Source organism: Acetobacter nitrogenifigens DSM 23921 = NBRC 105050 (assembly GCF_000429165.1).
Taxonomy (GTDB): domain Bacteria; phylum Pseudomonadota; class Alphaproteobacteria; order Acetobacterales; family Acetobacteraceae; genus Acetobacter; species Acetobacter nitrogenifigens.
In genome coordinates this window covers 1-18,804 of the sequence record NZ_AUBI01000001.1, presented here as the reverse complement: position 1 = coordinate 18,804, position 18,804 = coordinate 1, and the positions used below count along the sequence as shown (strand labels likewise).

At 61.3% G+C, this 18,804-nt stretch carries 20 protein-coding genes and 1 pseudogene; all 21 read right to left on the bottom strand.

All coding sequences use genetic code 11. The features are described 5' to 3' along the window. Position 1: 1 nt before the first annotated feature. Positions 2-511 (bottom strand): phage baseplate assembly protein V, encoded by a 510-nt coding sequence (locus G442_RS0100105; RefSeq protein ID WP_026396337.1) that lies wholly within the window; start codon positions 509-511, stop codon positions 2-4. A gap of 1 nt (position 512) precedes the next feature. Then, complete coding sequence (locus G442_RS0100100; RefSeq protein ID WP_026396336.1) at positions 513-1,661, bottom strand: phage baseplate assembly protein; 1,149 nt, start codon at positions 1,659-1,661, stop codon at positions 513-515. Next, positions 1,658-2,956, bottom strand: a complete 1,299-nt coding sequence (locus tag G442_RS0100095; RefSeq protein WP_026396335.1) for a DNA circularization protein — start codon at positions 2,954-2,956, stop codon at positions 1,658-1,660. Before G442_RS0100095 ends, G442_RS0100100 begins: the two co-directional genes overlap by 4 nt. Position 2,957: 1 nt before the next feature. Continuing rightward, positions 2,958-4,970, bottom strand: coding sequence for a phage tail tip lysozyme (locus G442_RS23730; protein WP_026396334.1), 2,013 nt, complete (start codon positions 4,968-4,970; stop codon positions 2,958-2,960). A 120-nt stretch (positions 4,971-5,090) separates the two neighbouring features. Further along, positions 5,091-5,756: a phage tail assembly protein gene (locus G442_RS0100085; protein ID WP_026396333.1), complete on the bottom strand. Its 666-nt coding sequence runs from the start codon at positions 5,754-5,756 to the stop codon at positions 5,091-5,093. Next, complete coding sequence (locus tag G442_RS0100080; protein WP_026396332.1) at positions 5,756-6,142, bottom strand: phage tail tube protein; 387 nt, start codon at positions 6,140-6,142, stop codon at positions 5,756-5,758. Before G442_RS0100080 ends, G442_RS0100085 begins: the two co-directional genes overlap by 1 nt. A 9-nt stretch (positions 6,143-6,151) precedes the next feature. Further along, a complete protein-coding gene (locus G442_RS0100075) occupies positions 6,152-7,636 on the bottom strand; it encodes a phage tail sheath subtilisin-like domain-containing protein (RefSeq protein WP_026396331.1) in 1,485 nt (494 codons plus the stop codon). Continuing rightward, positions 7,633-7,848: a DUF2635 domain-containing protein gene (locus G442_RS20110; protein ID WP_035375982.1), complete on the bottom strand. Its 216-nt coding sequence runs from the start codon at positions 7,846-7,848 to the stop codon at positions 7,633-7,635. Before G442_RS20110 ends, G442_RS0100075 begins: the two co-directional genes overlap by 4 nt. Positions 7,849-7,863: 15 nt before the next feature. Beyond that, on the bottom strand, positions 7,864-8,382 hold the full coding sequence (locus tag G442_RS0100065) for a hypothetical protein (protein ID WP_026396330.1): 519 nt from the start codon (positions 8,380-8,382) through the stop codon (positions 7,864-7,866). Further along, positions 8,363-8,722: a head-tail joining protein gene (locus G442_RS20105; protein WP_051291752.1), complete on the bottom strand. Its 360-nt coding sequence runs from the start codon at positions 8,720-8,722 to the stop codon at positions 8,363-8,365. Before G442_RS20105 ends, G442_RS0100065 begins: the two co-directional genes overlap by 20 nt. Then, positions 8,722-9,756: a major capsid protein gene (locus G442_RS0100055; RefSeq protein WP_026396329.1), complete on the bottom strand. Its 1,035-nt coding sequence runs from the start codon at positions 9,754-9,756 to the stop codon at positions 8,722-8,724. Before G442_RS0100055 ends, G442_RS20105 begins: the two co-directional genes overlap by 1 nt. Positions 9,757-9,854: 98 nt before the next feature. Next, positions 9,855-10,514, bottom strand: a complete 660-nt coding sequence (locus G442_RS20100) for a head decoration protein (RefSeq protein ID WP_051291751.1) — start codon at positions 10,512-10,514, stop codon at positions 9,855-9,857. Positions 10,515-10,524: 10 nt separating this feature from the next. After that, on the bottom strand, positions 10,525-11,142 hold the full coding sequence (locus G442_RS20095) for a hypothetical protein (RefSeq protein WP_051291750.1): 618 nt from the start codon (positions 11,140-11,142) through the stop codon (positions 10,525-10,527). Positions 11,143-11,165: 23 nt separating this feature from the next. After that, positions 11,166-12,032, bottom strand: coding sequence for a S49 family peptidase (locus G442_RS0100040; protein ID WP_026396328.1), 867 nt, complete (start codon positions 12,030-12,032; stop codon positions 11,166-11,168). Continuing rightward, the gene (locus tag G442_RS20090) at positions 12,029-13,672 is read right to left on the bottom strand and encodes a phage portal protein (protein WP_211229105.1); all 1,644 of its coding nucleotides are present in this window, start codon (positions 13,670-13,672) and stop codon (positions 12,029-12,031) included. Before G442_RS20090 ends, G442_RS0100040 begins: the two co-directional genes overlap by 4 nt. After that, a complete protein-coding gene (gene gpW, locus G442_RS0100030; RefSeq protein WP_035375981.1) occupies positions 13,669-13,941 on the bottom strand; it encodes a gpW family head-tail joining protein in 273 nt (90 codons plus the stop codon). The genes G442_RS20090 and gpW overlap by 4 nt, the downstream gene beginning before the upstream one ends. A gap of 36 nt (positions 13,942-13,977) precedes the next feature. Next, positions 13,978-14,691, bottom strand: a complete 714-nt coding sequence (locus G442_RS0100025; protein ID WP_246789267.1) for a hypothetical protein — start codon at positions 14,689-14,691, stop codon at positions 13,978-13,980. A gap of 81 nt (positions 14,692-14,772) precedes the next feature. Continuing rightward, positions 14,773-16,902, bottom strand: a complete 2,130-nt coding sequence (locus G442_RS20085; protein WP_084440266.1) for a phage terminase large subunit family protein — start codon at positions 16,900-16,902, stop codon at positions 14,773-14,775. Further along, complete coding sequence (locus G442_RS0100015; RefSeq protein WP_154660328.1) at positions 16,877-17,470, bottom strand: DNA packaging protein; 594 nt, start codon at positions 17,468-17,470, stop codon at positions 16,877-16,879. Before G442_RS0100015 ends, G442_RS20085 begins: the two co-directional genes overlap by 26 nt. 320 nt (positions 17,471-17,790) lie before the next feature. Continuing rightward, on the bottom strand, positions 17,791-18,300 hold the full coding sequence (locus tag G442_RS0100010) for a DUF6362 family protein (RefSeq protein ID WP_026396324.1): 510 nt from the start codon (positions 18,298-18,300) through the stop codon (positions 17,791-17,793). Continuing rightward, positions 18,297-18,804 (bottom strand): annotated as a pseudogene (locus tag G442_RS25495) (hypothetical protein); the annotation flags it as partial. The pseudogene G442_RS25495 and the gene G442_RS0100010, both read right to left, overlap by 4 nt.

The window sequence follows — 18,804 nt, the reverse complement described above, 5'->3', positions numbered from 1 at the left end:
ATTATTCCGAAACGGGAGGACCCGACTTTGCCGAGCCTGCGGTGACGCCTGAGGTTAGATGCTTCTGAAGCGAGATATTGCCGGCAACGATATCGCCGCTCGCCGTCAGGGACGTGACGGTGACATCGGCATCTATCGTGACTTTCTTCGCAGCCGGAGCGATCGAGATAGAGCCGTCAGCAAGCAACGTGATCCGCGAGCCGCTCGAATGGTAGACACAGACTTCGCCGGGTTGCAGATCAGTCGGGCGATAGCGCTGATCGTTGCTCGCGATCACGACGCCACGGGACCGGTCGCCAGTCACGAACATAACCCCGAGATCTGCTCCCGGCAGACTTCTGCCATAGAAGCCGTAATTCTGGAGCACTGGGACATCCGATCGGACTTCACCCCCGGGCAAAACAAGCTGAACCGTAGAGGTGCCTGAGGCTTCATTCGTGGCAGCTGTCTGCCTTGATGTAGACAGGGCCATGGAAATGCGTCGCGCAAGACGCGTGAATACGTCGGCCATCTCAGCTATTCGCAGCCCGTACAGCCTCATTGGACGCCATAGGCAACAATAGAGGTTCTGGGATGAACGCCTGACGGGGCATCAACGTGACATCGGCACGCGTCCCTCCCGGATTTTGCGTGAGAGTAATTTCGCCCATCACGTAATTGGTCGAAACACCGTTGCCGTCCGTATAGGGAGCCAGCTTATTGGGGCGCCACAAAGCGCCGGCGCTATCCCGCCAACTGTCGCATGTCACGGTAATTTGCCTTGATCGCCCAGCTCGGCGGGCCACTTCCCAGAGCACGCGCGTACGCGCCATTTTGTAATCGGCATCGCCATTCTCTACTGGAATCAGAAGAGGCCGCCAGCGAGTGATATCCAGATCTGTCACGACCGCGTTTCCGGGCGCGGTGATTGCCTTCATCTGGTCGACCTGCTTTCCGTCAGAGGACGGAGGATCAAACAACATAATGTTGCTAGCCAGAATGGCGGTGATCGTCGAATATCGGCCTGCCATGGAGCGGACGTGCTGCCGTTGTTCAACGTTTTCTCCCATGGTGAATCCGCTTGCCATAAGATCGGAACCAACCGGCGCGAGCACGATGTTGCCGTCTGGTAAATCGTAGAAGAGACAGCCAGCGAGGCGACAAAGCCGCTCAATAACTTCGTACGCCGTTTCTGTGAGGATCACGCTGAACTGCTGGATATTGACGTCGCCGGCACCACCAATCGAAGAGACGGATATTCCGAAAGGCTCCGCCACCTTTTGCGCGATCGCGAGAGCGTTCGTGCTTGTCATCTGGTAAGTCGAAAACTCGGCCGCGCAATCCACGAGATCCATCGACTTGCTGGCGATCTGGACGTGGATATCGTGGCTTTCCGCGCTCTCTGTATCGATCACCGCCACAACATATCCGGTGATCAGTTGATCAAGGCCGATATAAAGTTCCGCCGCATCGCCGGGCGACACGTTCTGGAGCGTCCCCGTTACCGGGCTGGTCTCGGTGATCGTAAGATCCGCTGTGGAGGGCATGAGTTCAAGCCCCAGGCGGATAGCGACGCTCGTCCAGCCGTAAATGAGCTGATCGCCAATTCGCACAACCACAGTCTGGCTGCTTGAGGCTGAATACCCCAGCAGTGCCGAAATCTGTGAGAGAACGCCGCTCATGCTGACAGGGCCTCAAACTCGTTCGGCATGAATGCCGGATGGATCGGATCGGCGCGCTGGACCAGATCGTCGGATCTGGTTCCGTCGCCGTAGAGCTGCTGCGCCAGCAAGAGGGCAGGCAGGTTTGCGTTGCGCTGGATCGTCACGATGTCGGCGAGCTGGACCGCCCGCTTCTGCAGGTCCTCAGCGACCTGAGCCCGTAACTCATGGAGCGCCTCATAATCCGCGTCATCGCCCGCATCGCCTGCTGTCGTTTCTTCGGCCTCGATAAGAGATGTGACCCGTGACGCCATGTCCTGCGCCTCATTGGACGACGACGGCGACCATGACGCGCATGCCGATCCGATAGCGGCCAGCGCAGCGCGGCGACAATGGGCCGCTGTCTCCGTTTGGACGGTTGCTATGGCGCCCCCGATTGGCGCCGAGCTGGCGGTGATCGAGGGAGCGCACGACGTCAGAGGCCAGAGGAGGGAGATCAGGACGCCCGGATCGTCGGTTGCGTCTGCAAGGGCGGTGATGACGGCCTGGACGGCGGTCGCCAGAGTGGCCGCGCTGTCGGACGTCGCCACGGATGCGATTGCGGACGATACGCTCGCCCGGTCTGTCGCGAGGGCCGCCAACTGGCTCGCGACAGTCGCTGTGGTGTCGACATCCGAACTGGACCCTGACGCGTAGCGCCCGTAGTTGCCATCGAGGACCGACATCGCCGATTGCTGCATCATCGGTGATTCAACGGCGAACAGCGCGCCAGCAGCCCAGCTGGACGCGACAGTCTGCGCGGCGCTCAGGACCGACGCCCCATAGTCAAGAGCGGAACTTGTCCGCGACGCGTAGCTGGAGGCCGAGGACGTATTGAGGGCCGTGACCAACGCTCCGACGCTGGCGGACAGCGCCGCCGTAACCAGAGTCGGTAGAAGGCTGGATTCTTCGATAAACTCGAATTCGAGTTCAACGACGCGCGTACGCTCTTCCGGCTCACGCCACTCGAAGCGTGAGCACCACACCTGCATGATCCCGCGCGTCGCATGGACGAGCAGGCCTGTCCCGGCGGTCTCCGTCGCCTGTATCAGCAGATCACGCTGCGCGTAGGCGAACGCCCCCACGACGAAACCGGAGATGCGTATTCGGCGCGCCTGGCGCCCGAGATCCTCGATCATGATTCCGTCGCGCCCGGGGTAATCGTGCGGCGCCTGCTTGCGGCCGTGGGTTCCGCCCGATCCGCGGACAACGAACGGAACGCCGCGGAACGAGCACTGGAGAAACTCCCCTGCGATCGTCCCCAGCGTTCCGCTCATCTCAGTTTCCTACGGCTGTGTTCTGCGGGTCCATGGCCCGCACCTGTTTCACGACATGCGCGTCCACGCGCGGGTCGGTCGATTTGACTTTCACCGATGAACCGGGCGGGGCGTTCTTGTGGTCGACGGATATCTCGAGCCTGACGGGCGATGAATCGCCTTGCTCTTCCCGAACAGCATTATCGTGTAGCCAGGCCGGCCACGCGTTGCCGCCGTAACCCTCTCGATCCTGCAAGCGGTTAAGCCACGATGACGCGAGGCGCGCGCGGTCATCCATTTCGCCAAATTGATCTTGGGGCTTCTCGTAGAGCGCCGAGACAGTGGCGCCCGCAGTGCCTGCAGTTCGCGCCTGACGCAGCGCGTCGCCAGCACTCCGGTAATCACCGTTGGTCAACTCATATTGAACGAACTGCAGCTGCTCATCGAATGTGGAGCGCTGGAGGCTGTGGCCAAAGCGCTTCGCGAACTGAGCCTGTCGATCAGCATGCCACTGACCCAACCCGTAAGCCCGGCCGCTGTCACCAGCGACATCGGGGCGAAACGTGCTTTCCTTGTCGAGATTGGCGACAATTCCCGATGCCTGCGCCGGACTCCACCCCTGACCGCGAAAATACTGCCACGCCTTGTATGCAGGCTCGAGATCTCTTCCGGTGATGCGATCCACGGCGCCGGAGACCCGATCATAAGTCTTTCCCAGCCAAGAGACGCCCGGAAGAGACATAAAGCTGCGATTATTCGCATCCTGCTGATCCGGCGTGGTGCCATTCTTCGCATATTGGTAGAGAGACCAGGCATTGTAACCAGCGAGAGCAATTCCTCCCAAGCCCGCTACAGGCATATTGCGAGCGCCAAAGGCGGCGGCGGCGGCCTGAGCAGCGACCGCTTCTCGCCTCACAGACGTAAACGCGCCCGCGACGGCAGAGATGTTTGCTATGAGCCCTACAAATCCAGCCAAAACCGGAGCAGCGTAGATCGCGGCGACGGCGATCAGAGCGTCTCTCCCCGCAGACTTCCACCCACCGAGGGACGTCACAACATTCGTCACCGCGTCATAGACGCCTGTGATGTCTCCCTTGATTTTGTCCCAGCCGCCAGTTCGCAACCAGGTAATGAACTTCCCGACATACCCAGCGATATCCTGAGCTATCCACGTTCGGTTGGCTGCGATCCATTCCGACATTTGCTCGACGACGGGCCTGATAACCGGCTCAAGAGATTCGGCGATCGAATACCCGAAGCCCTCGACGGCCTCACTCAGCCCCTCCTGCGCGCGACGCAGCCGATCCGCAGCAGCGACGCCCTTCGTATTCATCAAGCCATAGCGTTCTGCCTGCCGAACGTTTCGCTCAAACGCGTCGCCGGTCTGCTGCAGGATCGGCAAGATCCCGGCGGCGTCGCCACCGAATATCTTCTGGGCGGCGATCGTGCGCGCAACCGGGTCCTTGATCGCGCGAAGACGTTTGGCCAGACGCTCGAACATCTGGTCCGGCGACATCTTTCTCAACTCTTCGAAGCTGATGCCAAGGGCCTGAAACTGGGCTGTTGCTTCCGGGGCAAACCCGTTCACGGCTTCCCAGCGTGTTTGCGCCAGCCCTTCCAGCGCGCCTGTCATCCCCTCGGCGGTTCCGCCGGAGAGACGCGCAGCGTTCTGCAGCGCCATAAGCTTTTCCGGCGCCATCCCGATGGACCGGGAGGCAGTCTGCAGGCGCGTCCCGGCCTGACCCCATGCGCTCGCCAGCCTGTATATGCCGGCGACGCTTGCAGCCCCCGTGATCGTCCCAAGCACCGGGACGATCTGCCCCAGCGTCCTAAATGCGCCGAGAGCAGATCGCCCGACCCCCTCGAGGCCGTTTTGCACGGTGCGCAAGCCGGTGACGCTCGCGAAACGGTCCATTGCCGCCCGGGCGCGACGCACCGGCGCCTGAATCGCCGCGATACGCGTGTTAATTTTTTCGAGCGTCGCCGAGGCGCGATCGGTCGCGCTGATGACGACCCTAGCGCCCTGATTTGCCATTACGCTTCGCTGCCTTTTCTCGCATCTCGGCGATCCGCCTGACGTCAGCGGCGGCCTGCCAGAGCTGCGCCCCGTTCAGGCCTTCGCATTCGCTTCGCGTCCAGCCCGTGAAAAACTGGCTTAGATCCGCCGGGAGGCTTTCCCAGTCGCCGGGCCAACGATAAAAAAACCCGTGAGATAATCCGCCGCACGGGCAAAGAGGCTGATCGGGGCGTTCAGCACGGCCGCCGTGTGCCACCCGCTCACATCCTGCACGAGAGAAATTTCTGCGCGCAGGATGTCGGCGGCAGAACCGCCACTTTCGCGCGCCTTGAACTTTCTCCTTTCGGCGACGGTGGGCTCTCGCAGCCGCATGACGGAAAAACTCCGGCCGCCCCCTGTCAGTGCATTCGGAAAGTTCACAACGAATTCGGGCGACCAGTCAGGCTCGGCCTCTGGCGAACGGCGCGCATCCTCTTCGAACGCTGAGACCCATGCGACCGCCTCATCAAGAATTCTGCTGGGCAGGGCGTCTATAATCTTTTGCGCAAGCCCGCACGATTTCGCGATGAGGATGATCTGAGAGTCGTAGACCGTCTCTAAGGTCGGGCGCTTGCCGATCACATCAGCAGCGCCAAGAACCTGAGCAACGGTCGGCTGACGAAGCGTCAGCCGATCAACCGTATTGTCTCCATCTTTGATGGCCGGTTTGAGAAGAATTATGCCGTCGTCGGACTCTTCAAGTGAGCCATCGGTCCCGGCGAAAACCGCAAGAACGTCGTCGTCGCTTGGCTGAAGATGCAGCATTATCCCACCACGTCCACGACGACGCTTGCGCTATCGATGCGCAGCTCGAACGTACCTTCCTGAGTGTTGACGGCAATTTCCTCGACCTGCCAGCCGTCGTCTACGGTGATGATCTTGCCGTTAGCCATCTGGCAAATAACGGTGAGGCCGCTGGCGCCCTGGTATGTGGACGGCCCATCGATATCGCGCCGATCACGAAGGGTCGCCGACCAGTAACCCTGCTTGGGCATCTGCGAAAAACCCTCAACCGCCGACTGGCCCTTGAGAGTTTCGTTCTGAGACCCGGCGACGGAATACTGGCATTCGCCCACGACATTCCAGGTCGTGCCATTAATTTCGACGCTTGAGGTGCCCGCCAGAGGCCCACGGAAAACTGTTCCTGACATAGTGGCCCCTTAGGATTTCGTGAACTGCAGGGAGCCGGCGACGATGCGAAGCTGGTTCGCAAAATCATACGGCAGGAGAAGATCGACAACGCCGCCACCGACGTTCGTCGCGGTCAGTGCGCTGGCGAAGGTATCCGCGTTCTGGACCCAGAGCTGCGTCGCCTGGTAGCGGTACCGCGAAGCAGCAGCCTTTCCGATCAGAGCGGCCGTGGTGGCTTTCTGTCCGGCGGCGATCTTCGACCCATCGGCGACGAGAATGTATCCAGAGTATTGAGACGCCAGAAACGTCCGGAGATCCTGCATGCAGATCTCGGCCGTCAGCAACGTCTCCATGTCGAGATAGCTGTCGTCGGCGACGCCGGCGGAGTTGGTCTGATAGGTCGTGACCATCCGCTCGATCTCGACCGTTCCGCTGTCGTTCACCGTGAACGTCGCAAGGCCGTCGTAAAGCAGCGAGTTGCGTTGTGAGGTGGTGTAACGACCGGCGTCCGTGGGCGGCATGACCGTCAGCGCGATGCCTGTGACGGGCAGCGCCGGGTTTGTCCGCATACTCTGGGCCGTCGCGGCTCCGAGCTGGGCTGCCCAGATCAGGGGTGACGAGGGGCTGTCGCCGATCGGCGTGATCGTCGCATGCTGGTCGTTCCGCGTGATCCCAAACGCCGTCGCTGCGCCGTAGGTGCCGCGATAGGCTGTGATCGCATGCCCGTAGAGCTGCAGCATCGCCGACCAGCGACCAGCCGTGTCGTTCAGCCACTCCTGCAAAGCGTTCAGGGAACCGCTGTCTGTGTAGGGGTGGATGATCAGATCGTAGACACGCTCTCCAGCCGTGGCGAGCGCTGTCGCCAACGTCGTCGGGTTGGTCGTGCCCTCGGCCATGGTCCCGGCGGCGACGGTCAGTCCGGACGGCACGGACTGGCCGCCCGTGGTCCCAAGCAACGACACGCCAAGCAGGATGTCATTGCCGCAGGCGCCCTTGTTGAGCGCGGTCGCCGTCAATGTTCCCGCCGTGCTGGACTCGACGATGGACACCGGCAGCCCCGCAACCTGGTTCGCCGCAGTGACGGCGGATGCGATAACCGTTGCGGCGGTATCGCCGGACGAAACGCCGACCGAGATCAGCTGATCGCCCACGTAGAGCGAGAGCGTTCCGGCTGCGGTCGCGGTTCCCGAGATTGTCCATGAGCCGGTCGCTGCAGCTGCTGACGCATCGTCAGCCAGAGGCAGAACCCAGATCTCGCCCTGCGTGTCGATTTTACGATACGCGCTCACCATCTGGGCGCACTGCGAAGCCGCGCCATACTTGGCGACGGAATCACTATAACCGGCGGACAAGGTCGCGACGTTTGCGACTCCGGTTCCCGTAATCATCTGGCCGACGATCAGCACGCGCCTCTGGACGCTCGCAGTGTTGGCCTTCGAATTGTCGAGAGCGAAGTAGAAGCCGGGAACGCGGTTCGTCGCGTTGTATCCGGCGATCGAAACACTGCCGCTCATGCTTCAATTCCTTCATGGGGCGCCGTGACGTCTGCCGCCTGCTCAGCAGGAATGGCTGCGGCCTCGACTGGAGGCTTGATCACGACGACATCCTTGTGATGCAGCGCGAGCAGCCAGAATGGGGAAGACGGAACGTTCTCGCCCGCCTCGTTGAGCAGGCGCATGGAAACAGGCCAGCGCACTGCGCGGCCCGGGGCGGGCTTAACAAACATTATCGCCTCGATTGTTCAGATGGTTTGGGCGGAGAAACCCGCGAAATCGTCGTGCCCAGTGGCCTCAATCTGGCCAGTGATGCCGGTCAGCGGGGTTCCGGGCAGCGGATAGGTCTCGGTATATTCAAGACCCAGCAGCATCCGGAGCTCGCCTTTGTGCTGGCCGGTGTCGCTTGAAACCAGCATCTGCGTGCGCAGGAATGAGACCTGCTGCACGGCCGCCATCAACGGCACGGACGTCATCAGCGCCAGTTCGATCTGCTCGGCCAGATGCTCCAGCACGAGTTCGCTCTTTTCCGGAGTTCCTGCCGCCACATAGCCACGGATCGCCAGGGTGGCTGTCCGCGTGAAGGACGGCGCCGAGCGACCATCGCTTACGCCGTCGTCATCGGGCACCTGAAGATACAGGGCAGGGAGCGCCTCATCCGTCACTGGAAGACTTCGCGCCGAAAATACGTTCGGTCCCGCAATGGTGTTCGCGGCCTTCAGCGCGTCCACAGCCATTTCGCGGAGTTCAGCGCGGTAAAGGGTCATTTTCTCTTTCCGCGTTGTTCAGCAACAGCTTGGCCGCACCGTGGCTGTCCGGCTGGACTTCCCTGATGCGGTAGAGCCTGTTTCGAATGGTCAGAAGGTCGCCCTGTCTGACCTGACCGGGCCAGTCGATCAGGCGAATGCCCAGGACAGGCGTTGCCGACGAGACATGCTGCGAGGCCACGCCGTCATCACCGCCGATCCCGTCGAACGGGCTGTATCCTTCGTCGAAGATCCCCTGAACCTGCACCGGCGCTGCGAGGAGCGCCGACTGCCAGGTGACGGTCTCGCCGAACGCGTCCTGACAGGCACCGAGGACGAGATCGACGAAGTCCATGGCCATCAGCTGCCAAGGCGTCCGGAGCGCAGGATTTCCGGACGGGTGCAGATATGCAGCGGATAGGAATAGGCCTCCATCCGCCACCAGAAATTGCGATCGCGATCATAGATCGGGATGATGTAGATCGGCTTTCCGAGGGTATTGACCCATTCAGCCGCTTCGCCCGGCGCCAGTGCGCGCTGGAAAACGCCGGGTGCTCCAGCAGGGAAAAACTTCACCTTGTCCGTGCCAACGGCGACGGTCGTGTTGTCATTCGATCCGCGATAGTTGAACCACGAGATTCCCCCGAAATCCATCGCCTCGAAGGCGGTGCCCTTGCGCAGTTCGCGCGCGGCTTCCCAGTTGAAGTAGGTGGTCAACACGTCCTTGTGCGTGATCAGCTTGTCCCAGAAATCGTCGCCGCACATCGCCATGACGCGCGTGGAAGGAAGCCACGCGCCCTGTGCTGCACGCATCATGGCGCGCACGATCTGGTTACACTGGATGCGCAGGGAACCGAGGGCAGGGTCGGCGGCGTCGAGCGCGAAGCCGATCTCCGCAGGTTGCGAAATCTCGAATTCGTCAAACCAGTTGCGAATAACCGACCCGTCTGAATCCAGCAGCATGCCCTGAATGGCGCCAAGCCGGTGCAGTTCCCAGGTGTATTCCATGTTCGCCGTGAGGCCCGTCGGGCCTGCAAGGCGGCGATTTACTTCGTCCTGGACCTGCATGAGGTCGGTCTGGGTTCCGAAGGCCCGAACGTTCTGCAGTTCCGAGGCGTAAACCGTATCGCCGTGCGAGAGGCGAGGGATTTCGAAATAGCGCGCCTTGCGCTTTTCTGTCTGGCGTTCGGTCGCGGGAGCGCCACGGTCTGAGGTCGGAATGACAACAAGACGCTGGTCGCGTTCTTCGACCATGAGGAATGTTGTGCGGACAGGCAGATCTTCGAAGAGATCAAGATCGCCGATGCCGGTTGGCTGGAAGGGGACCTTATCGACATAGGAGGTGAGCTCCATCGTCGTGAAGGCGTCCTGATTAAAAACGTCAAGTGATACCATGATGTGATCCCATCGGGCATACGACGACAGCCCGAATCCATACGGATCCGGGTGGCCTTCGCGTCAGTTTTTGGGGGCGCGTCGGGAGCGCGGAAAGCTTAGCGGGCGACGATGCCTGCGGCTGCGAGGCTGGTGAGAGCGGCCTGCTGAAGCGTCGCGGCGTTGGTTGCGCCTGTCACCGAAGCATCCCACTGCAATTCAGCTTCATTGACCTCGCACATGCGCTTGATGACAGTGGCCCGATGGCTTGACTGAGGACCAAGGCGCAGGAGGTTGAACAGGATGCCTACCGCCGTGTTGGTTCCGTTGAAGGGAACGTACTGGCCGTAGTTCGTGTTGATGACCGTGATGAGGAAGGAATCCCCTTCCACAAATGCGGTAGTTCCAGCCGTGATGGTGAAGCCAAGCCCGTTCGTGCCCGTGAACGCGGTTCCGACTACCCCCGTCCCGATCACGTTTTCCTTGGCGTCGGTTACGGAGAAGGCGGTATCTGACGTCATGAGCACCGAATAATTGCTCGGCGACGTGCTCGACGTCGTGGCGACGCTTCCCAGCGTGCCATTGCCGGTGTTGGTCTCGGTGACGATCAGATCCGCAGTGGCGGCTGTAGCAGACGCCACCACCAGGCCACCCTGAAACGTGACGTTTTCGTCGGTCGCGTTCACGACCTCGCCTTGATCACGCGACAGAAATCCGTTCGCCTCACGAACGATAAAAGCGCCGGAGTAAAAATTCTCATTCAGGACAGGGCTGACCATTCTGGCCTCCTCACTTCTTCAACTGGATGCCGACACGCCTGGCCGACGCTTCCCAACTCGCCGAAACCTGCTGCCCGCGAGATTTCGGTGCTGTGTCCATTCCGGTTCGACTGGATGGAAACGCAGACATGCGTCGGCTCAGGCTTGGACCGGATGACCGGGCTCCGTTTGCTGAAGCCTGCAACGTGCGCACCGCTTCGTTCGCGCTGAGCGACGTGTTGAACGCGAGGTGCGCCGCCATGTCCGGACGATGCGCCGCAGCACGACTACCGAAAATGGCGGCGCAGCGTGCTCGCTCGCGACGCCTTGCGGCGCGGGCGGACGGATCGGCGTCGTCGGCTTCGTCATCTTCTTCGTCCGGCGCGTCATCGTCCGCACGCCGGCTGCCGCGCGCCTGTCCGTCGCCGTCATCCGGGTCATCGACGTTGTCGGGATCGCTATCATCGTCAGCGCGCCGACGAGCGGCCGGAACGCCGTCGCCGGCAGGATCGTCATTTTCATCATCGTCGTCGGCGTCTGCCGGGTCCTGACGATTGTCGCTATCGTCGTCGGCGCGGCGGCCTGACGACATAGACGTGGAGGCGAGCAGATGCGCGAACGACAGCCGCGCCCGATTACGAGTTGCCATGGTTGTTCCTGATAAAAGTTCGGTTATTGCCCGCGCGAGAAATCCGCGAAGGATTGTGCTGGCGACATCACCGCGTCGGCGAGGCCTGCCCTGACGCCTTCAGCGCCAAGAAAGGTTCTCGCCTGGAAGCCGCGAACCGCGCTGGCGCGCAGGCCTCGGTTGCGGGCGACAGTCTCGACGAACAGCTCGCCCATGCTGTCGATATCCGCCTGAATACGCCCCAGGGCGTCCGGGCTGAGGGTTTCATAAGGCGACCCTTCCGCCTTGAGCGCGCCGTAACGGATGAGCGTGACCGTGACGCCTTCCTTGTCCATCGCCCGGGTCCAGTCGGCGTGCATGCAAATCACACCGACAGACCCGGTGCCGCCCGTTCGGGGAACAGTGATCGTCTCACAGGCCGAAGCGATGGCATAAGCAGCGCTGAAGGCATTTTCATCGAGCATCGCGCGTATCGGCTTTTGCTTGCGCACGTCATAGATGAAATCTGTGAGGTCAAAGCAGCCGGCGACTTCGCCGCCTGGACTGTCGATATCCAGAACGATCGACCTGACCGCGTCGTCATCGAGCGCCGTGAGCAGGTTGTGGCGGATGCCGTCATAACCGGTCATTCCGGAGTAAGGGCGGATCGATCCCAGTTTCTGCACCAAAGTGCCTGACACAGGGATGACTGCGACGCCGTTGACAGCTTCGTAGCCTTTGTCAGGGGCTGCGTCGCCAAATCCGTCAGCATCTTCCAAAATGTCCGCCGCCTGAACACGCCGGCCGCCGCTGACCATATGAGCGACGCCAAGACGCTCCCACAGGGCGGCGACAATGATTTCGGCCTTTTGTGGGTGAATGGCGACCGGGACGTTGAAGACCCGTTGCGCGAGAAAGGGCAGGCGGCTCATTGGGCGTCCGGCGCCTTCATCGCTCTTGGTACAGGAGCGCCTACCGCCCACTCAGGGAACGGGATGCCGCGTTCCTCCATCATTCGGCGTTCGGTGCTGCGCTGATCGAGAACCTCTTCATAATCCAGCCCCTGCTCGGCGCACTCGCGTTCGAGCGTGTTCAGGCCTGCATCCAGCCCCATAATGGCGCCCTGCCGCTCGGCGACCGGATCGACCCATCCGCGACCGGGGCCGATCCACCAACACCGCGAATAGGCCGCCCTCGCTTCAAGGAAGTCCGGTGCGTTGCGGGGCAGGGGAAGAAGCTTGCGGTCAAACTGCTCTTCCAGATGCGCGACATAAATTGGCCGCGCAGTATCGCGACCGAAATCTTCACGACGCCGATACATGGTTTTCGACGCCTCCAGAAACGATGAGCGAGACGAAGAGTAGTTCGTCTGGCTGTAATCCATGCTGATCTGCTCAGCCGATGTTCCGGACGCTGCGCTGAAATTGCGCAGGAACGCCCGGTGGAACTCTGCAAATCCGCTGTATGGGCGGCTGGCGGATACGGTCGACACCTTCTCACCGGGAAAGAGGGAAGGGATACGAACCCCGTTTATCGCCATGGGGTTCTGCTCGTGAAAATCCCTGCGATTTTCCTGATACTGCGATCCTTCGCCACCTTCTCCGTCTGTCATCGCGTCTTCCGCGTCATAGGGACTTTCGAAGAACGTCGCGAAACATGTCTGGATCAGGGCCTGCTGCAACTCGGCCTGGTCATATCGCGACAGCATGCGGAACCGGTTCATGATGGGGGCAAAGACCGACAGTCCCCGGTGCTGCCCCGCGTCGTCGCGATCGTAGGAGTGGATCAGGACAGGCCTGCCCCAGGGCGTGTAACGGGGGATACGCTCCCATTCGACGCTTTCAACGGCGTCGAAATAATCGAACTGGTGAGCCCGGCGGAGATGATAGGCGATGTGAGCCCCATCATCGTTCAGTTCGACCCCGCCACGCAGAAAATGCGTGTCCTGTTGCTGGTAGGGGTTCGAGAGCCGGTCCGGATGCACGACCTGCATGGTCATCGCGTAAAGCGCGCCCATTGCGATCCGGTCTTCATCGAAAAACAGGCGGATCAGAGATTCTCCGTCCTTTATGCGGTGCATAAAGGCCAGACGCAGCATCTGCTGCACGCTCATCGCCTGTTCCTGATCGCATAGGAACAGAGGATCGTCTGACCATGTGCGCCATTCGGCTTCCACAACCCGCCGAAACTCGTCGGCCCAAACGGAATCGAACCCCTTGCCGTAGCGCTGGTTCAGCGCTCGATAGTCCGGCTTCGCGACAAGTCTCCACTGCGCGCCGACAACATTGTCGGAAATCCGCGTGATGGCGCCACGCGCCCAGCCATCATTGTGATAGAGATCTCGCGCACGTGCGACCATGCGGTCGCGGTGCATATTGATTTCATTATCCGGCGACCGTAGCAGCGGATTCCAGTCTGATCCTTCCTGACTGAAAATATTGGCGGCGTCATAGGCAAACGGGCCACCCATTCCCCCCATGAAACCGGGAAGCGCGGTCGGAGGCAGGGAAGGGGAATTGCCTGCGTCTGCGATCGCATTCCACATTTTCGCGATCAACCGGGGCGCTTTCATCGGAAATACGGCCTCATGGGTCTGCGGCGCGATTGAACGCCCAGTAAAATGTTAAACTCGCGAATGTTCATGCGCAGCTGCGATTGATCCGAATTGCTGAAGGATACGCTTCGGCTTCCGTCTCCCTGCGCGTAACTGACCGATGCCGGGCGCTTTCCTGAGAGCAACTGCTGAAGAGCAAGCTGCGCGCCATTTCTGGCGGCGATGACCTGCGCTTCCGTCATGCCCGCCCAGGTTCCGCATGGAACCGGGAAAATCGATTTACGCATGGCCGCCTCTATGCGTTCAGCAGAGACAGCGACGCTCTAGCGCAGCCCTCGTTTCTGAAACGCCTTGATGATTTCTTCCTGCGCGATGCGTCCAGCGCGACGCGCGATGGTGTCCTGAACAATCTGCTCGACGGGGAGGACCGCTTTGTAGGTTGGAGGCTTGGCCACAAACTTCAGAATTTGAGCGACCTTCCCGGGTCCGACGAGCTTGTAGACGCCGGTGGGTCTGCCATTTCCCCGCTCGCGCCCGATAAAGTATTCACTTTTTTGACCTTTGACGTTTTTCCCGGCCTTCGCCAGACGAGCTGCTGTTTTGCTGGATATGTTGGCGGTCGAATCGCGCATGACGCTGAGGCGGCTCATGATCTGCACGAGCACGCCGCGAGAAATGTTACCGTATTGATCGAGTGGGGCATCTTTGCCCGGCAGAATGAACTGCCCTCCCGAAAGAGGGGAGAGAGCACGCTCTATTCCCTTCATGTCGCGGCGGCCGCCGCGAATCTGTGGTCCAAGGTATCGGATCGCAGGACTGCCCTTGGGGGCGTAATCTCGTGTCGCCACCCACGCCTCGAGATCATTTGCGCGCGCGGGCTTCGCGTAAAATCCTTTCAAAGTAAACGGTGTTGGGCGGTCGAATACTTCTTCCATCCGATCGCGAACTTGTAATGATGCGCCTTTCGCGAGGCGGTTTAGCGCCGCTGCAGTTGCGTTCGGAACTTCCTTTTCAGAAAGCGCACGCAGGTCCTTCATGACCTGTCTGGCGTCAAATTTGATGTCTAACGATACAACCATCGGATTCCTCCTAAAGCCCCCCGCAGTCTGAGCACCCCTTCACACAGCCCAGCGCGTGCGCCGCCTGTTTTGAGGCGTTCGGGATGGCGCGGTTGTATTGCCGACGTGAGGACTGGCCACGCCGGTCGGATGCGTGCCGGCCGTGGCGTCCTCAATCACAGAAACCAGGCTGTTTTCATCCCATTCGGCCGCCCATGCGGGCGGCCTGTCCCAGTTGATGCGATGCGCCCCGAAAAGGAACGCCATCACTGAAGTCATGACCATGAGGTCGAGAGCCTCATTGCGAGAGACGCCTCGTTTCTTGACCCAACGGCCGCCAGGCCCTCTTTCCTCGGCGACGAGCTGCTCGAAGAACGGGTAGGGCGCTTCACCCTCCCGCAGCGCACCCGGAAAGTGAATCGCAAGCGGCCCCGGTTCAGCCTTCTGCAAGGCGACGTTCAGATCGTCCTTCGCGCGGTTGGGATTGAAAAGCCCGACCGGGATTTCACCACGCGCCGACGCCTTTCTATCCCGCCGCTGGCTGTCGGGGTGCGAGACGGAAAGGGGAGGCGCGTTGAGACTGGACGCGCCCTTGAGCGGCAACAGCGTCCACGCTTCCCGCCCGTCAATCCGGCCCGCCATTCTGGCGAGACCCGACTTTCGGGCGCGGCGCCAGGCGTTGTAGGCCTGAATAGTCACGCCTTCCTGACCGCCGCTATCGTAACCGATGGCGCGGATGCTCATACCGCGACCAGAACCGTCGTCGAGCTCGTATTTGCGCTGGCGCAGGTCCCGCAGCAACGCGTCCCAGGCATCCGGGCTTGTGGCAGGATCGGCTGGAACCTCCCACCGGTCTATGACCCAACTCTCGCTACCGCGCCCCCATCCACGCACGAGTGTTTCGAAACGGTTGGACTGAATGTCGATGCCGGCAGTCAGGAAACGCACGCCGACAGGCACGCGGCCAAGCTTGAGCGCTGGCTCGGCGCGGTCAGCGAGGGTCGCGGCGTCGAGAGAGCCTGCCTTGCGCTGCCCCCCATAGGGAATGCCGAAGCGCTTGACCGTGACTTCCTTCAGGTCCTTTTCGTCGCCAGTGATCTCGAAAGCCCGCTTTGCTTTCGCCATTTCCCGCGCGAGTGCGCCGATGCCGTCAATTACGAATGGCGACATAAGTCCGGTGATCCAGAACCCGGCTATGTCGCTCTTGATCAGTTCGCCAGAAACCTCCCCATCTTCCGATATCTCCTGGCCAGACCCGACCCACACGCCGTCGAGGTTCATGGCGCGCCGCCATTTGTCCTCGATCAGAGAGCCGCAGCAGGGGCAGACGAGCCGCGCTTCCTCCTTGATTTCGTCTAGGGGCGCATCTTCAGGCCAGTGGAGCACCATTTCGCGCGTGGCGCCTGGCGTCGGACTGGAAAACGCGTTGCAGTGCGGGCAGGGCCACCACCAGGTGCGTCGGTCGCTATCCGCGTAGAGCTTCATGATGCCGTCGGTCCATAGGGACGGATCGAGGCCTCGCGCGCGGTCAGGGTGGCTCTCGGCGAAAACCATGCTCTCCCTGCCGAATGTCTGACGACGGAAAGAGGCGAGATTGTAAGCGTCGCCCAGTTCGGGGGAGACGGCGTCGAGCTCCGTCATGATGACGCGCGGAGCGCCCTTGTTGATCAGGTTGTTCTTCGTGGCCGAGAGAAACTCTACACACATCCCCCGAAACTGTTTGAACTTCATGGAGCGGAGCTTCGGCGCCGCGCCAAGCCGTTCCGCCATCACCGGATGGCTGGCGATCATGGGCTCGATCTCGCGCTTTACATAGCTTTCGAGAACATCTTCCGTCTGCGCGTAGACCAGCATGTCAGCCGGATCATTTTCGACTGTCTGCCCGATCCAGTTCTGGCCACACGCGGTTTTCCCTGATCGGGCAGGCCCCACTACCGCCGTAGTCAGGTGCGACCAGCTTGTGAGCGCCTCCATCGGCCCGACGAGATAGGGCGCTTCGTCGTGCGACCAGCGTCCGACATAGCCACCGCCGCGATTGTCCAGATAGCGGCTCTGCGCCGCCCATTCGGCGACTGATATCTTCTCGGCGGGCAGATAGGCCTGCAGCGCCTTGCGGACGATTGTGCGAGGATCGGCGAACAGCACGTCGCCAGGCATCAGGTCATCAAGTGAGGTCGAGCTGGCGCTCATGATCGTCTGGCTCACTTTCAAGAGTGGCGAGCGCGTCGCTGACTGACTTACGCTGCATTTCTGCGAAGCGCGCCTCGACGGACCGTATCTGGGCGTCCGGCCAACGCTCCTGCTGCCCAAGGCGACGAATGAAGGTCCCCGCGTCCCGGCTGAGTTTGACCAGCGCGTTCTCGAACAGGCGCTCGACCTCGGCGACGATAACCAGAGCACGGCTCTCTTTAGCCGCCTTCTGTTTCAGGTCGCGCAGCTTCCAGAGGTCGATTTCTTCTTTAGTGCTGAGCTTGCGCCCCGCGCCCGGAGCCTGTGGCGGGTCTGGCAAGATTTCGGCGAACGTAAGCTGCAGCGCCATAAGCGCTTCATCGCGACCAGACCGCGAGAGCGCCTCTTCCTCGCGCCGCTCCGCCAGAAATTTGAACACCGCTTCCGGATCAAAGCTGTAGCTCGCGCCGTTTGTGCCGCGCTCAACAACCGGAAAGTCCGGCCAGCGCTCCAGCCACGCGGTCATGGTCGGGCTGGAGACGCCCAGACGGTTGCCCATCTGGCGCTTGTTGAGCATCGGCGTCGCCATCGGCGGCCCAGACGACGCGCTTTGGTCAGACGACAACAACAACAACAGAAACCCTTCTTTTATTTTCTCAAAAAGTCCGACCTACCGGGGTTCGAACTTCCCCCGGCAGGGGAACCCTCCAGGAGGGACCCAAGAAAATTGCATGGATGGGGCGGGGTGCATGCGAGAGGCGCATGAGTCGGGGGCGCGGGGCGAGATCACATGACACCCTCCCGCGTTCGGCGCGCCCAACGAAAAAGGGCCGTGCGCCCCAAAGGCTGCACGACCCCACATCATGACTTTGCAGATACTGCAATCTGGGGAATTTGGGGAGAGGAAAATTACGTTTGGTCGATTTTTTTTCCGATGACCTCGCAGGCGCGTCTGTGCCACGCCTGCGCGGTCTTATGGTCAATCCCGAGATGACGCGCCAAAGCGCGCCATTCCCAGCGGAACTTTCCGGAATAGGGGTTCACGATCAGGCGCTTGTTGACGACGGTTCGCTGGCCCATGTCTGCGAGAAGCCCCGGCCAGCCGAGAACGATATCCATGCGCGCCACGGCGTCGGCTGTAGGCGAGGGCAGAACGTCATCGCTTGCCCGAAACCAGTCGAGATCCGAACGATCAGCGACGATGTCCGGCCAATTGATCTTCACGCCGGCGGGACGAAGGTCTTTCACGTGCAACGTGGCCAGTGTGGTTGCGGCCTCATCCAGCCATTCCGCCACCTGATCCACAACCGGACGCAGCGTGCTGAACTCGGTCGGCTTGCGGCTGCGGAAGGCTAGGGCCGAGACATCCACGAATTCACCCGGATCGCAGGGCGCTGGAACCTTGCTGTCTCGCATCATGCGGCGCGCAAATTGCTGAATTCGACCAGCTGCGGCTGCGGCCCCTTGCCGCCCGAACGCATCCACTCGCCCATGGCCTTCTGCCACGCTTCCTGCGCCAGATGATCTTCCACCGTACGCGGCGCATGAACGTCAAACCGCTCGATCGCCTGCGCCACAGCAGGTTTGAAATATCCCATGTGCGGAAGCACTCGCCCGGCGCCACGCTCACGCGCAGTCACGGTTTCCACGGTCTCGACCACGACCTGCTCGATCTGATCCGCCGTCATGCCGCGCTGCAGCCCGTCCGCCGCCCACTGGCGCGCCACGCGGTAATCACCCCTGTCGCGGGCCAGATCGAACCCGGCGACTTCGAACGCCCTGGAACCGATGCGGTGATACGCCGCGTCAATCTCGGCCTTCGTCGGTTCCCGAGCTATAGCTACAGCTTTTATACTTTCAGTATGAGCTAGCTTAGCTGGGGAAACCGACGCGCCGGTTTGGGTTTCCGTTTTGGATTTCTCT